Source organism: Streptomyces fumanus (assembly GCF_014655295.1).
Taxonomy (GTDB): Bacteria; Actinomycetota; Actinomycetes; order Streptomycetales; family Streptomycetaceae; genus Streptomyces; species Streptomyces fumanus.
The window spans coordinates 136,021-149,727 of the sequence record NZ_BNBI01000006.1 but is presented as its reverse complement, the minus strand read 5'-3'; the positions used below and the strand labels follow the sequence as shown (position 1 = coordinate 149,727).

Genomic DNA, 13,707 nt, shown 5'->3' with positions numbered 1-13,707 from the left:
TCCCACGCTAGGGGGCGCGGCGCCCGGCGCGGGAGAATGGCGGCATGGCCGATCTCGAAGCGCTGCGTGTTCGTTTTGTCCGTGCTCTGGAGGGGGTGCGGGCGGGCGGGCCCGATGCGGGGGCGTATGCCGACCATCTGCTGGCGCGGTGGGGGGAGCCGCAGCGGCGGTATCACACCGTCGCGCATCTCGCGGCGGTGCTGGAGCACGTGGACACGCTGGCGGAGTACGCCGCCGATCCGGACGTCGTACGGCTGGCGGCCTGGTTCCACGACGCCGTGTATCTGCCCGAGCGGTCGGAGAACGAGGAGCGGTCGGCGCGGCTGGCCGAGCGGGCGCTCGGGGAGGCCGGGGTGGCGGCGGAGAAGGTCGCCGAGGTGGCGCGGCTGGTGCGGCTCACCGTCTCGCACGACCCGGCCGACGACGACCCGGACGGCCAGGTGCTGTGCGACGCCGACCTGGCGGTGCTGGCGTCGCCGCCGGCCGGGTACGCCGCCTACGCCACCGCCGTCCGGCAGGAGTACCACTTCGTGCCGGACGACGCCTTCCGCGCGGGCCGCGCGGCCGTGCTGCGGCAACTGCTCGGCCTGCCGCGGCTGTTCCGGACGCCGTACGGGCGGCGGGAGTGGGAGGCGACCGCCCGGTACAACCTCCGCGCGGAGCTGGAAATGCTGTCGCCGGACCCCGCCCCGGGGCCGTAACCTGCCCGCCATGCGGAACATGGGCGGGGAACGGGTGGAAGAGGCCGTGGCGTGCGCCGTCGCGGCACTGCGGCAGGTCACGGACCGGGACTGGGCGGAGGTACGGGCGGCCGGCCTGGAGTGGAGCTGCCGGGAGACGGCCGTCCACATCACCGGCGCCTACCTCAGATACGCCGGCCAGCTCGCCGGACGGGCCGACGGGTACCGCCTCCCCATCGCGCTGAGGCTGGACGAGGGCAGCTCCGACGAGGACGTCGTGCGGGTCATCGAGGCGATGGGCGCCCTGCTCGCCGCCACCGTGCGCAGCACGCCCCGCGAGGTCCGCGCCTACCATGTGTTCCCCTTCCACAGCGCCGACCGCGACGGCTTCGCCGCGATGGCCGTCACCGAGGTGCTGCTGCACACGTACGACATCACCCGGGCGCTGGGGGTCCGGTTCGAGCCGTCCGCCGAGCTGTGCACGTACGCGCTGACGCGGATCTTCCCCGCCGTCCGGCCCGCCGCCGACCCCTGGGCGACCCTGCTCTGGGCGACCGGACGCGGCGAGCTGCCCGGCCGGGCCCCGGTGACCGAGTGGACCTGGACCAACAACCCGGTGATCCGGGCCGAGCGGCTCACCCTGGAGGGCGTCACGCCCGCCGCCGCGGCCGACCTGTCCGTGGGCGGCGACGGCGGCTTCGTCTGGGCCGGGGGCGAGCCGTGCGAGGGCACCCGGGAGGCCGCCGGGATGCTGCTCAAGGCGTACGAGGGGGGCGTGCACCGGGCGGAGTGGGGCGTGTTCGCGCTGGTGCGCCGGGAGGACGGGCACGCGGTCGGCGCCATGGGCTTCCACGGCGCGCCGGACGAGCAGGGCAGCGTCGAGGTCGGCTACGACCTGGTCGAGGCGGCCCGCGGCCAGGGGTACGCCACGGAGGCGCTGCGCGCCCTGTCGGCGTGGGCGCTGGACCGCGCGGAGGTCACCCGGGTCTTCGCCGCCGTCGACCCGGACAACACGGCCTCGCAGGCGGTCCTCGAACGGGCCGGTTTCCGCCGGGTCCCGGACGAGGACGGGGAGCGCCTCGGCTACGAACTGCGCGGCTGACGTGCGGGGCCGGTGGTCCGACCGACGGCCCGGGCGGCGGTCCCGCTGATGATGCCCCGGCCGACCGCCCGGCCGGCGGGCCCCCGCCGCCGACCCGTCAACCGACCGGCCCGCTCCCCGGACCCCCGGCCCACCGCTTGGGCCGGCGCAGCCCCGCCGCGTGCAGCAGGCGTACCACCTCGCGGCTGCTGACCTCCCGCGCCCCGGCGCGGACCGCGTCGGCGTACCGGTGTGCGGGGATGTCGTAGTGGTCGCGTTCGAAGGCGCGGCGGGGCACGCCGAGCCGGTCGGCGAAGGCGTGCAGTTCGGCGAAGGAGGCGTCGCTGACCAGGTGGGACCACATGCGGCCGTGGCCGGGCCAGGCCGGCGGGTCGATGTAGACGGTCACGAGGGGCCCCCGCCGGTGGCCGCGCCCAGCGAGCCGACCGGCGCGACCTTCACTCCGGCCGCGGAGCAGACCCAGTGCGGGTCGGGACCCAGTTCCGGTTCGACGTCCAGGGCGTGCGGGTCGCCCGAGCCGCAGACCGGGCAGAGCGGCCAGCGGCCGTACCGCTCCAGCAGCGCGTCCTGCACGTCCTGCGCGACCAGGCCCGCCACGAACGGGGCCCCGTCGGGCCACTGCTCGACCCACCAGCGCCGCCGCACCACGGCGTCCTCGACGAGCGAGACGACGTCCGCCTCGGCGACCTGACCGGCGACCAGGTCGGCGAGGACCAGGGCGCGGGCGGCGTGCAGCGCCTGCTCCAGGGGGCTGATGGGGTCCATGCACCCATTGTGCGCACTCTTGACCCGAGCACCGAACCGAAAATATCTTTCACCAGTGACCGAGGACGTGAAGGAAACTTTCGCCCCGTCGGCGCCGAGCCCCGCGCCCGGCCCCGCGCCCGCCGCGCTCGCCGCCAAGGTGCGCACGCTGGGGCCGTCGATGACGCGGTCCATGCAGCGGGTCGCCGAGGCCGTGGCCGGCGACCCGGCCGGCTGCGCGGCCCTCACGGTCACCGGCCTCGCCGAACTCACCGGCACCAGCGAGGCCACCGTCGTCCGCACCGCCCGGCTGCTCGGCTACCCCGGCTACCGCGACCTGCGGCTGGCCCTGGCCGGGCTCGCCGCCCAGCAGCAGTCCGGCCGGGCGCCCGCCATCACCACCGACATCGCGGTGGACGACCCGCTCGCCGACGTGGTCGCCAAGCTCGCCTACGACGAGCAGCAGACCCTCGCCGACACCGCCGCCGGCCTCGACACCGCCCAGCTCGGCGCGGCGGTCACCGCGCTCGCCGGAGCGCGGCGCATCGACGTGTACGGCATCGGGGCGTCGGGGCTGGTCGCCCAGGACCTCACGCAGAAGCTGCTGCGCATCGGGCTGATCGCGCACGCGCACAGCGACCCGCACCTCGCCGTCACCAACGCGGTGCAACTGCGGGCCGGGGACGTGGCCATCGCCATCACCCACTCCGGGTCGACGGGGGACGTCATCGAACCGCTGCGGGTCGCCTTCGACCGCGGCGCGACGACGGTCGCGGTGACCGGGCGGCCGGACGGGGCGGTGACGCAGTACGCCGACCACGTGCTGACCACGGCCACGTCCCGGGAGAGCGAGCTGCGGCCGGCCGCGATGTCGTCGCGGACCAGCCAATTGCTGGTGGTGGACTGCCTGTTCGTGGGGGTGGCGCAGCGGACGTACGAATCGGCCGCGCCCGCGCTCTCGGCCTCGTACGAGGCGCTGGCCCATCGGCACGGGGCACGGCCGTAGGGGTCGCTCGCGCAGTTCCCCGCGCCCCTCGGGGCGCACCACAGGCACCGAAGCGAAAAGGTTCCCAGCATGGTTTCCACCCCCCGCCCCGGCGATCTCCGTACGCAGCTCGACGGTCTGGCCACCGAAGCCTTCCGGCCCGAACTCGCCGAGATCGACCAACTGGACACGCTCGACATCGCGCGGCTGATGAACCGGGAGGACGCCACGGTGGCCGCCGCCGTGGCGGCGCGGCTGCCGGAGATCGCGCGGGCCGTGGACGCCATCGCGGTACGGATGGGGCACGGGGGACGGCTGATCTACGCCGGGGCCGGGACCGCCGGGCGGCTGGGGGTGCTGGACGCCTCCGAGTGCCCGCCGACGTTCAACACCGCGCCGGGGCAGGTCGTCGGGCTGATCGCGGGCGGACCGGGGGCCGTGGTGACCTCGGTGGAGGGCGCCGAGGACTCCGCCGAGCTGGCCCGCGCCGACCTGGACGCCCTCGGCGTCACCGCCGACGACACGGTGGTCGGCGTCTCCGCCTCCGGCCGCACCCCGTACGCGGTCGGCGCCGTCGAGCACGCGCGGGCGCTGGGCGCGCTGACCGTCGGCCTGGCGGGCAACGCGGGCAGCGCCCTGGCCGCCGCCGCCGACCACGGCATCGAGGTGGTCACCGGGCCCGAACTGCTCACCGGCTCGACCCGGCTGAAGGCGGGCACCGCGCAGAAGCTGGTGCTCAACATGGTCTCGACGATCACGATGATCCGGCTCGGCAAGACGTACGGGAACCTGATGGTCGACGTCCGGGCCTCCAACGAGAAGCTGCGCGCCCGGTCCCGGCGGATCGTCGCCCTGGCCACCGGCGCCGACGACAAGGCGATCGAACGCGCCCTGGACGCCACCGGCGGCGAGGTCAAGCACGCCATCCTGGTGCTCCTCGCCGACGTGGACGGCCCGACGGCCGCCCGCCTTCTGGAGGACTCCGGCGGCAAGCTGCGTGCCGCGCTGGCCGCGGCGGCGGGCTGAGCCGCAGGCTCGGGGGGTGCACCAGGACCCCCGCGCCACCGCCACCGCGATCCTCCCGCTGGTCGGCGGGCCCGCCAACGTCGTCTCCGCCGCCCACTGCGTGACCCGGCTCCGCCTCGGCCTCGCCGACCGCTCCCGGGTGAGGGAGGCCGCGCTGCGGGCGCTGCCCGGGGTGCTCGGGATCGTCGAGGACGGCACGTCGTACCAGATCGTGCTGGGGCCGGGGGTGGTCGGGCGGGTCGCCGAGGAGTTCGACACGCTGCTCGCCCCCGCGGGCGGCGCGGCCGAGCTGGCGGCGCGCGGCGCGGAGCTGCGGGCGGCGAACCGGCGGCGCAACGCCACCCCCCTGAAGACCGGCCTGCGCCGCGTCGCCGACGTGTTCGTGCCGCTGATCCCGGCGCTGATCGGCTGCGGCATCCTCGCGGGCGTCGGCGGACTGCTCGCCAACCTCGGGTGGCTGCCCGGGTTCACGCCCGCGCTGACCGTGCTGTCCTCGGCGTTCATGGCGCTGATCGCGGTGTTCGTCGGGCACAACACCGCCAAGGAGTTCGGCGGCACCCCGGTACTGGGCGGCGCGGTCGCGGCCGTCGTGGTCTACCCCGGGGTGGCGAAGGTGAGCGCGTTCGGGGCGGCGCTCGCGCCGGGCCAGGGCGGGGTGCTCGGCGCGCTGGCGGCGGCGCTGCTGGGCACGTACGTCGAGAAGTGGTGCCGCGCCCGGCTGCCCGGCACCCTCGACGTGCTGCTCACCCCCACGCTGACGGTCCTGGTCCCCGGCCTGGTCACGCTGTACGTGCTGATGTACGCGGCCGGTGCCGCCGCCACCGCGCTCGGCACCGCGGCGAGCTGGCTGCTGGCGACCACCGGCGCGGTGGCCGGGCTGCTGCTCGGCGGCCTGTTCCTGCCGCTGGTGATGCTCGGTCTGCACCAGGCGCTGATCCCGCTGCACGCCACGCTGATCGAGCAGCGGGGCCACACCGTCCTGCTGCCGCTGCTGGCGATGGCGGGCGCGGGCCAGGTGGGCGCGGCGGCGGCGGTGTACGTGCGGCTGCGGCACGACACCTCGCTGCGCACCACGATCCGCTCGGCGCTCCCGGCCGGTCTGCTGGGCATCGGCGAACCCCTCATCTACGGGGTCTCCCTGCCGCTGGGCCGGCCCTTCCTCACCGCCTGCGTGGGCGGCGCGGCGGGCGGCGCGTTCGTCGGGCTGTTCGCGATGCTCGGCACCGAGGTCGGCGCCACCGCGATCGGCCCGTCCGGCTGGGCCCTGTTCCCCCTGCTGGCCGGCGGCTCGGGCCCGGCGGCGACGGCCGCGGTCTACGCGGGCGGCCTGCTCACGGGGTACGTGGCCGGCTTCGCGGCGACCTACTGGTTCGGCCGCCTGGAGCCGGACCGCCCGGCGGCACCGCCGCCGCCGTGAGCCCTAAGTGGCCGCCGGTGCCGTGTGCGACGCTGGAGGGCATGAACCACGCCCAGTCGACCGCCCTCGGCCGCGCCCTGCGTCTCCTCGGCGAGCACGGCGAGGCGCTGACCGCCGACAGCCCGGACGCCAAGCTGCACGAGGTCAGGGCCGACCTGCGCCGCGCCCTGGACCTGCTGGAGGAGAGCGTGACCACGGCGGCGCCCAGCACCCGCTGCCCGGAGCACCCGACCGGCCCGGTGGACAGCTCCGCACCCGACCTGTGCCTGCTGTGCGAGACCCGGCGCCGGGCCGCCCGCCGGGCCGCGTACGACGGGGGCCCCCTGCCGCGCTCCGGGCCCGCCGAGCCGGTGCAGACCCGCTACGGGCTGCGCGGGGACCGTCCGCAGCCCCAGCAGCGCTGGCTGCCCGAGGCGTGGAACGGTCAGGCGTGGCAGTTGTGCGGCACCCCCCGCCGGGACCGGCGGGAGGCGGAGCTGTACCTGGCGGCCCAGCGCCGGGGCCCGCGCCCCGCGCCGGCCTACCGGCTGGTGCACGAGTTCACGGACTACGAGGTGCTACGGGTGTGGGGCACCCCGGCCCGCGCCGACGCCGAGCCGCTGCCGTAGGTCGGGTCCGGGCTCAGGCCGCCGGGGCGAGCAGGGGCAGGGCGGTGTACTCGTACCCCTCCCACAGGCGCCGCGCGGCCTGCTCCGGGTACGGCACCACCGCCGGGTCGGCGTCCAGGACCTGGACGAGCCGCTGCTCGGTGTCGTACGCGGGCCAGCCGGGGTCGCCGGTGCGGGCGAACGCCGTCCAGGACGCCCGGAACCGGGCGGACAGCGCCCGTGCCTCGGGGGACGGTTCCGCGGCGTCGAAGAGCAGCAGGCCGAGGTCGGCGCCGAAGGTGCCGAACAGCAGCGGCAGGTCCAGCGCGTGGCAGGCGCCGAGCGCGCCGCCGGCGCCCGGCGCGGACCAGGTCAGCTCGTAGGCGTGGGCCCGGCCGCCGCCCGCCAGGTGCGCCTCGGCCAGCCGCATCGTCGGCTCGGCGAACAGCCAGTCGGTCTGCACCCGTTCGTACAGCTCGGCGGCGGACGCGCCGGGGTAGGCGGCGCGGTAGGCGGCCGCCCCGTCCGGGCCGGGGCCGAAGATCCGCAGGGCGGAGGCCGCCCGCTCCTCGTCGATCTTCCCCAACTGCCCGGCCAGGGCGAGGAAGAGCCGGAACTCGTGCCGGTTGTGGCCGGCCACCAGGTCCACCCCGGCGGACGCCCCCTCCGCGAGCGCCTGCCAGGGCAGGGCGGGCAGCACCTCGCCGTCGACGACGGGCGAGTACGGGGTGACCGTGGGCGCGACCCGCCCCCACCGGTCGGTGTAGCCGCGCATCTTGGCGGTCAGCGCCTGCCCGGCGGCCACCAGACGGCCGGGCGGCACGGCCGCGAGGTCCTCGGCGGTGGGCTTGCGGCCCGCCTCGGCGGCCAGCGCCCCGGCGATGTCCCGGGCGAGCGCGTCGGAGAAGAAGGTCCCGGGCACGCTCTGCGCGACGGCCCGCCGGAACAGCCCGGCCGCCCTCGGCATCGCCAGCAGCGCCGCGATCGAACCGGCGCCCGCGGACTCGCCGAACACGGTGACCTGCTCCGGGTCGCCGCCGAACCCGGTGATGTTGTCCCGGACCCACTTCAGGGCGGCGACCTGGTCGAGCAGGGCCCGGTTGGCGGGGGTGCCCTCGATCCGGGCGAACCCCTCCATGCCGACGCGGTAGTTGAGGGAGACGACGACCAGGTCGCCGTCGGCGGCTATCCGCCGGGCGTCGTAGCCGGGGTTGCCGCTGTGGCCCATCTTGTAGGCGCCGCCGTATATCCACACCATCACCGGGCGGCGCGCGGCCGGGTCCGGCTCCGGGGTCCAGACGTTGACGGTCAGCCAGTCGTCGGCGCCGGGCCCCTCGGCCGTCGGGGACGGCACGCCCGGGCCCAGGTCCTGCGGGGGCGGCGGCCCGAAGGCGTACGCCTCCCGGGTGCCGTCCCAGCGCCGGGGCGGGCGGGGGGCGGCGAAGCGGGCCGCGCCGACGGGCGGTTCGGCGAAGGGGATGCCGCGGAAGACGGCCAGACCGTCCTCCCGGCGTCCCCGTACCGCACCGGCGGCGGTGCGCACCACGGGCTCCGGGGCCTCGGACCGGGTCATCGATCACTCCTCACTGGTTGCCGCTGGACGTACGCCAGTTGGTGATCTGTCGGACCCTACGCCGTGGTGCGCGAGCGGCTCAGCTCAGGGTCTTCAGCGCCGCCGGGTCGAACGCCGCCAGCTCGTCGAAGCGGCCGGCCAGCACCTTCTTCGCCCACTCGGGGTCCTGGAGCAGGGCGCGGCCCACGGCGACCAGGTCGAACTCCTCGCGCTCCAGCCTGTCCAGCAGGTCGCCGAGGTCGGCGACGGCCGAGCCCTGGCCCTGGAACGCCTTGCCGAACTCGCCGTCCAGGCCCACCGAGCCGACGGTGATGACGGGCTTGCCGGTGAGCTTCTTCGTCCAGCCCGCGAGGTTGAGGTCGGAGCCGTCGAACTCGGGGCGCCAGTAGCGGCGGGTGGAGGCGTGGAAGGCGTCCACCCCGGCCGCGGCGAGCGGGGCGAGGAGGGCGTCCAGCTCCTCCGGGGTCTCGGCGAGGCGGGCGTCGTAGGCGTCCATCTTCCACTGCGAGAAGCGGAAGATCACCGGGAAGGCGGCGGAGACCCGCTCCCGGACGGCCGCGACGATCTCCGCGGCGAACCGGGTACGGGCGACGAGGTCGCCGCCGTAGGCGTCGGTCCGGCGGTTGGTGCCGGCCCACAGGAACTGGTCGACGAGGTAGCCGTGGGCGCCGTGGATCTCCACGCCGTCGAAGCCGATGCGCTCGGCGTCGGCGGCGGCCTGCGCGAACGCGGCGACCACGGCGTCGATGTCCTGCTGGGTCATCGCCTTGCCGGTGGGCTCCGCGGCGCCGATCCGCAGGCCGGAGGGGCCGACGGCCGGGGCCTCGGGGAAGGGCGGCTCGCCCTGGCTGCGGACCATGCCGATGTGCCAGAGCTGCGGCACGATGGTGCCGCCGCCCGCGTGCACGGCCTCGGCGACCTTCGCCCAGCCCGCGAGCTGCTCCTCGCCGTGGAACCGGGGCACGCTGTCGCTCTGCCCGGCGGACGGGTGGCCGACGTAGGTGCCCTCGGTGACGATCAGGCCGACACCGGCGGCGGCGCGGCGCCCGTAGTACGCCACCACGTCCTCGCCGGGCACGCCGCCCGGGGAGAACATGCGGGTCATCGGCGCCATCGCGATGCGGTTGGGGACGGTCAGCCCGTTGATCGCGGTGGGGCGGGAGAGGATCTCGGCCGCGCGGGCGGCGGTGTCGGGGGAGGTGGCGGTCACGTGGGGGACTCCTCGCAGAAGGTGGGGGTACCGGTCGGTATGTGCATACGCATAGACCTTTACGGGGAGTACAACCGGCCTGCCCGCCCCGGTAATCCCGGTCGGCGCCGTGATCCCGGGCGGCGCCGGGAAAACGCCCGAGGGCGGCACCCCCCGGGTTCGCGGGGAGTGCCGCCCTCGGTCGAGGACGTGCGATCGACTCGGAGCCGATCAGAAGTCCATGTCACCGCCCGGCATGCCGCCGCCGGCGGGCGCGGCGGCCTTCTCCGGCTTGTCGGCGATGACGGCCTCGGTGGTGAGGAACAGCGCGGCGATGGAGGCGGCGTTCTGCAGCGCGGAACGGGTCACCTTCGCCGGGTCGATGATGCCCTCGGCGATCATGTCGACGTACTCACCGGTGGCGGCGTTCAGGCCGTGGCCGACCTGGAGGTTGCGGACCTTCTCCACGACGACGCCGCCCTCGAGACCACCGTTGACGGCGATCTGCTTCAGCGGGGCCTCCAGGGCGAGCTTCACGGCGTTGGCGCCGGTCGCCTCGTCACCCTCCAGCTCCAGCTTCTCGAAGACCTGGCTGGCCTGGAGCAGGGCCACGCCACCACCGGCGACGATGCCCTCCTCGACGGCCGCCTTGGCGTTGCGCACGGCGTCCTCGATGCGGTGCTTGCGCTCCTTGAGCTCCACCTCGGTGGCGGCACCGGCCTTGATCACCGCGACGCCGCCCGCGAGCTTGGCCAGGCGCTCCTGGAGCTTCTCGCGGTCGTAGTCCGAGTCGCTGTTCTCGATCTCGGCGCGGATCTGGTTGACGCGGCCGTTGACCTGGTCGGTCGAGCCCGCGCCGTCGACGATGGTGGTCTCGTCCTTGGTGATGACGACCTTGCGGGCGCGGCCCAGGAGGTCCAGGGTCGCGTTCTCCAGCTTGAGGCCGACCTCCTCGGAGATGACCTCGCCGCCGGTGAGGATGGCGATGTCGCCGAGCATGGCCTTGCGGCGGTCGCCGAAGCCCGGGGCCTTAACGGCGACGGACTTGAAGGTGCCGCGGATCTTGTTGACGACCAGGGTCGACAGGGCCTCGCCCTCGACGTCCTCGGCGATGATCAGCAGCGGCTTGCCCGACTGCATGACCTTCTCCAGGAGCGGGAGCAGGTCCTTGACGTTGGAGATCTTGGAGTTGGCGATCAGGATGTACGGGTCGTCGAGGACGGCCTCCATCCGCTCCATGTCGGTGGCGAAGTACGCCGAGATGTAGCCCTTGTCGAAGCGCATACCCTCGGTGAGCTCCAGCTCCAGACCGAAGGTCTGGGACTCCTCGACGGTGATGACGCCTTCCTTGCCGACCTTGTCCATGGCCTCGGCGATCAGCTCGCCGATCTGGGTGTCGGCGGCGGAGATGGAGGCCGTGGAGGCGATCTGCTCCTTGGTCTCGACGTCCTTCGCCTGCTCGAGCAGGGCGGCGGAGACGGCCTCGACGGCCTTCTCGATACCGCGCTTCAGGGCCATCGGGTTGGCGCCGGCGGCGACGTTGCGCAGGCCCTCCTTGACCAGGGCCTGGGCGAGCACGGTCGCCGTGGTCGTACCGTCACCGGCGACGTCGTCCGTCTTCTTGGCGACTTCCTTGACCAGCTCGGCGCCGATCTTCTCGTACGGGTCCTCGAGCTCGATCTCCTTGGCGATGGAGACACCGTCGTTGGTGATCGTGGGCGCGCCCCACTTCTTCTCGAGGACGACGTTGCGGCCCTTGGGGCCGAGCGTCACCTTCACGGCGTCCGCGAGCTGGTTCATGCCGCGCTCGAGGCCGCGCCGCGCCTCCTCGTCGAACGCGATGATCTTGGCCATGTGAAGTGGTCCCTCCAGGACTGGGGGTGATTCCTTCGGACCGCGCCCGCGCCCGCGACGGACGGCTCGCACACCTGTGGTTCCTTGCCCCACCCGGCCTGCGGGCCTCACCGACCCGGTCCTTCGTTGTCACTCTCACCTTCAGAGTGCTAACGCCAATGATTAGCACTCGCCCCTGCCGAGTGCAAGCGGCTACCGCGTTTCGAGCCGGAGCGGACGGGGCCGGGCGAGGGGGCCGGGCATGCCGGAGGGCCCGCACCCCGGCGGGTGCGGGCCCTCGGACAGAAGACCTGCGGTGCGGTCGGTCGCGTGTGTCAGGCAGTGACGCGCACCATGTCGGCCTGCGGGCCCTTCTGGCCCTGCGAGATCTCGAACTCGACCCGCTGGCCTTCTTCAAGGGTGCGGTAACCGTCCATCTGGATCGCGCTGTAGTGGACGAAAACATCCGCACCACCGTCGACCGCGATGAAGCCGTACCCCTTCTCCGCGTTGAACCACTTGACGGTGCCCTGAGCCATGCCTAACTCCCCTATTACTGGCCCTTGCGCAGATCCACACTTCGCGGATCCGGGTCAGATCTCGTCCCCCAACGGTCGGGGACGTGCGCCGGAACGCGTCGACCGCGGCTGAATGTATCTGTCCAACTGCCGTCTGCAACAGGTCAATCGGACGAGAAATCTGGACGCCCGGGGTCCGGAATGTGGCGAGAATTCGCCGTAATTCAGGGCAAGTCGGGCCATGCATAAGGAGCAAAAGCCGCGAAAGGGGCCCGCACTTTGGCTGCATCTAGTCGGGGCGCACGGCAGGAATTCAGGGTTCCCGGCCGACGATCAGCACCGTGTTCCCCAACTCTACCGCGCTCAACCACATTGAATTGCCCCCTCCGCTTCTTCTCGCGGAGGGGGCAATGCGCGGGAACGGCCCGTGACGGTCAGCCGCCGGCGACCGCGGGGATGATGGAAACGCCCGCGCCCTCGGGCGTGGCGGTCTCCAGGCCCTGCTCGAAGCGGACGTCGTCGTCGTTGACGTAGACGTTGACGAACCGGCGCAGCTTGCCCTGGTCGTCCAGGACCCGGGCGGCGATGCCGGTGTGGTTCTTCTCCAGGTCGGCGATGACCTCCCCGAGGGTCGTGCCCTCGGCGCTGACCTCGGCCTTGCCGCCGGTGTAGGTACGCAGGATGGTGGGGATGCGGACAGTGACGCTCACGATGATGAAACCTCCGGAAGGATGTACGTACCTGGGGGCGCGACTACGCCAGGCCGGCCGAACGGAACGACTCCAGGCTCGGCCGGATCGTCGCCGTGAGCCCCGTCCCCGCCACCGCGTCCAGCGTCTTCAGCCCGTCGCCCGTGTTCAGGACGACGGTCGTGAGCGCCGGGTCCAGCACCCCCGCCTCGATGAGCTTGCGGGTGACCCCGACGGTCACCCCGCCGGCCGTCTCCGCGAAGATCCCCTCGGTCCGGGCCAGCAGCTTGATCGCGTCGACGATCTGCCCGTCGGTCACGTCCTCCACCGCCCCGCCGGTGCGGCGCGCGATGTCCAGGACGTAGGGCCCGTCGGCCGGGTTGCCGATCGCGAGGGACTTGGCGATGGTGTCCGGCTTCTGCGGCCGGACCACGTCGTGCCCGGCCTTGTACGCGGTCGACACCGGCGAGCAGCCCTCGGCCTGGGCGCCGAAGATCTTGTACGGCTTGTCCTCGACCAGGCCCAGCTCGATCAGCTCCCGCAGCCCCTTGTCGATCTTCGTGAGCTGGGAGCCGGACGCGATCGGCACCACGAGCTGGTCCGGGAGCCGCCAGCCGAGCTGCTCGCAGATCTCGTACGCGAGGGTCTTGGACCCCTCCGCGTAGTACGGCCGGAGGTTGACGTTGACGAAGCCCCAGCCCTCGCCGGCCGGGTCGCCGATCAGCTCGGAGCAGAAGCGGTTGACGTCGTCGTAGTTGCCCTCGATGCCGACCAGTTCGCCGCCGTAGACCGCGGCCATGACGACCTTGCCCTGCTCCAGGTCGTGCGGGATGAACACGCAGGAGCGCAGTCCGGCCCGGGCGGCGGCGGCGCCGACCGCGCCGGCCAGGTTGCCGGTGGAGGAGCAGGACAGGGTGGTGAAGCCGAAGGCGCGGGCGGCCTCCAGGGCCTGGGCGACGACCCGGTCCTTGAAGGAGTGGGTGGGGTTGCCGGAGTCGTCCTTGACGTACAGACCGCCGGTGACGCCCAGCTCGCGGGCGAGGTTGTCGGCCTTGACCAGCTTGGTCCAGCCCGGGTTCAGGTTGGGCTTTTCGGCGACGTCGGCCGGGACCGGCAGCAGGGGGGCGTAGCGCCAGATGTTCGCGGGGCCCGCTTCGATGCGCCGGCGCAGTTCCTCGGTGTCGTAGGAGGAGTAGTCGTAGGCGATCTCCAGCGGGCCGAAACACTCCTCGCAGGCGAAGACCGGGCCGAGGGGGATACGGTGTCCGCATTCGCGGCAGGAGAGCGCCGCGGCGGGACCGAGGTCCACGGGGGAAGCGGCGGTGTCGGCGGTGGTCGCGACAGTCTGCACAGCCATGTGAGGC

General features: G+C 73.8%; 14 protein-coding genes. 6 read left to right on the top strand and 8 right to left on the bottom strand.

The annotated features are described in order from the left end of the window. Positions 1 to 44 precede the first annotated feature (44 nt). Both IE316_RS14900 and IE316_RS14895 read left to right on the top strand, forming a co-directional pair. Positions 45 to 701 (top strand): HD domain-containing protein, encoded by a 657-nt coding sequence (locus IE316_RS14900; RefSeq protein ID WP_190204791.1) that lies wholly within the window; start codon positions 45 to 47, stop codon positions 699 to 701. A 10-nt stretch (positions 702 to 711) separates the two neighbouring features. Beyond that, on the top strand, positions 712 to 1,782 hold the full coding sequence (locus tag IE316_RS14895) for a GNAT family N-acetyltransferase (protein WP_190204790.1): 1,071 nt from the start codon (positions 712 to 714) through the stop codon (positions 1,780 to 1,782). A gap of 97 nt (positions 1,783 to 1,879) precedes the next feature. On the opposite strand, the gene IE316_RS14890 is transcribed toward IE316_RS14895, so the two are convergent. Both IE316_RS14890 and IE316_RS14885 read right to left on the bottom strand, forming a co-directional pair. Next, positions 1,880 to 2,170, bottom strand: a complete 291-nt coding sequence (locus IE316_RS14890) for a DUF4031 domain-containing protein (protein WP_190204789.1) — start codon at positions 2,168 to 2,170, stop codon at positions 1,880 to 1,882. Continuing rightward, positions 2,167 to 2,547, bottom strand: coding sequence for a DUF8819 family protein (locus IE316_RS14885; RefSeq protein WP_190204788.1), 381 nt, complete (start codon positions 2,545 to 2,547; stop codon positions 2,167 to 2,169). Before IE316_RS14885 ends, IE316_RS14890 begins: the two co-directional genes overlap by 4 nt. A 55-nt stretch (positions 2,548 to 2,602) precedes the next feature. Here IE316_RS14885 and IE316_RS14880 point away from each other — a divergent pair, with 55 nt between their 5' ends. The 4 genes from IE316_RS14880 (at position 2,603) to IE316_RS14865 (ending at position 6,562) form a co-directional block, all read left to right on the top strand. Further along, a complete protein-coding gene (locus IE316_RS14880; protein WP_190204787.1) occupies positions 2,603 to 3,532 on the top strand; it encodes a MurR/RpiR family transcriptional regulator in 930 nt (309 codons plus the stop codon). 69 nt (positions 3,533 to 3,601) lie between these two features. Next, positions 3,602 to 4,537 carry an N-acetylmuramic acid 6-phosphate etherase gene (gene murQ / locus IE316_RS14875; RefSeq protein WP_190204786.1) on the top strand — a complete coding sequence of 312 codons (936 nt, stop codon included), beginning with the start codon at positions 3,602 to 3,604 and terminating at the stop codon, positions 4,535 to 4,537. Between the two features lie 16 nt (positions 4,538 to 4,553). Beyond that, positions 4,554 to 5,954 (top strand): PTS transporter subunit EIIC, encoded by a 1,401-nt coding sequence (locus tag IE316_RS14870; protein ID WP_190204785.1) that lies wholly within the window; start codon positions 4,554 to 4,556, stop codon positions 5,952 to 5,954. Positions 5,955 to 5,995: 41 nt separating this feature from the next. Then, positions 5,996 to 6,562 carry a hypothetical protein gene (locus IE316_RS14865; protein WP_190204784.1) on the top strand — a complete coding sequence of 189 codons (567 nt, stop codon included), beginning with the start codon at positions 5,996 to 5,998 and terminating at the stop codon, positions 6,560 to 6,562. Positions 6,563 to 6,575: 13 nt separating this feature from the next. On the opposite strand, the gene IE316_RS14860 is transcribed toward IE316_RS14865, so the two are convergent. The 6 genes from IE316_RS14860 to thrC form a co-directional block, all read right to left on the bottom strand. After that, entirely contained in the window at positions 6,576 to 8,114 is a 1,539-nt protein-coding gene (locus IE316_RS14860; RefSeq protein ID WP_190204783.1) for a carboxylesterase/lipase family protein, read from the bottom strand. Between the two features lie 79 nt (positions 8,115 to 8,193). After that, a complete protein-coding gene (locus tag IE316_RS14855; protein ID WP_190204782.1) occupies positions 8,194 to 9,324 on the bottom strand; it encodes an NADH:flavin oxidoreductase in 1,131 nt (376 codons plus the stop codon). A 210-nt stretch (positions 9,325 to 9,534) separates the two neighbouring features. Next, positions 9,535 to 11,157 carry a chaperonin GroEL gene (groL, locus tag IE316_RS14850; RefSeq protein WP_190204781.1) on the bottom strand — a complete coding sequence of 541 codons (1,623 nt, stop codon included), beginning with the start codon at positions 11,155 to 11,157 and terminating at the stop codon, positions 9,535 to 9,537. A gap of 314 nt (positions 11,158 to 11,471) precedes the next feature. Next, positions 11,472 to 11,675: a cold-shock protein gene (locus tag IE316_RS14845; RefSeq protein WP_004986573.1), complete on the bottom strand. Its 204-nt coding sequence runs from the start codon at positions 11,673 to 11,675 to the stop codon at positions 11,472 to 11,474. Between the two features lie 413 nt (positions 11,676 to 12,088). Then, positions 12,089 to 12,364, bottom strand: a complete 276-nt coding sequence (locus tag IE316_RS14840; RefSeq protein ID WP_190204780.1) for a MoaD/ThiS family protein — start codon at positions 12,362 to 12,364, stop codon at positions 12,089 to 12,091. 43 nt (positions 12,365 to 12,407) lie between these two features. Next, the gene (gene thrC / locus IE316_RS14835) at positions 12,408 to 13,700 is read right to left on the bottom strand and encodes a threonine synthase (RefSeq protein ID WP_190204779.1); all 1,293 of its coding nucleotides are present in this window, start codon (positions 13,698 to 13,700) and stop codon (positions 12,408 to 12,410) included. Between the last annotated feature and the right edge of the window lie 7 nt (positions 13,701 to 13,707).

Excerpts from the sequence above, each read along its gene's own strand:
- IE316_RS14845 (WP_004986573.1), bottom strand. The coding sequence starts at position 11,675 with ATGGCTCAGGGCACCGTCAAGTGGTTCAACGCGGAGAAGGGGTACGGC.
- groL (WP_190204781.1), bottom strand. The coding sequence starts at position 11,157 with ATGGCCAAGATCATCGCGTTCGACGAGGAGGCGCGGCGCGGCCTCGAG.
- IE316_RS14900 (WP_190204791.1), top strand. The coding sequence starts at position 45 with ATGGCCGATCTCGAAGCGCTGCGTGTTCGTTTTGTCCGTGCTCTGGAG.
- IE316_RS14860 (WP_190204783.1), bottom strand. The coding sequence starts at position 8,114 with ATGACCCGGTCCGAGGCCCCGGAGCCCGTGGTGCGCACCGCCGCCGGT.
- IE316_RS14895 (WP_190204790.1), top strand. The coding sequence starts at position 712 with ATGCGGAACATGGGCGGGGAACGGGTGGAAGAGGCCGTGGCGTGCGCC.
- IE316_RS14865 (WP_190204784.1), top strand. The coding sequence starts at position 5,996 with ATGAACCACGCCCAGTCGACCGCCCTCGGCCGCGCCCTGCGTCTCCTC.
- murQ (WP_190204786.1), top strand. The coding sequence starts at position 3,602 with ATGGTTTCCACCCCCCGCCCCGGCGATCTCCGTACGCAGCTCGACGGT.
- IE316_RS14885 (WP_190204788.1), bottom strand. The coding sequence starts at position 2,547 with ATGGACCCCATCAGCCCCCTGGAGCAGGCGCTGCACGCCGCCCGCGCC.
- thrC (WP_190204779.1), bottom strand. The coding sequence starts at position 13,700 with ATGGCTGTGCAGACTGTCGCGACCACCGCCGACACCGCCGCTTCCCCC.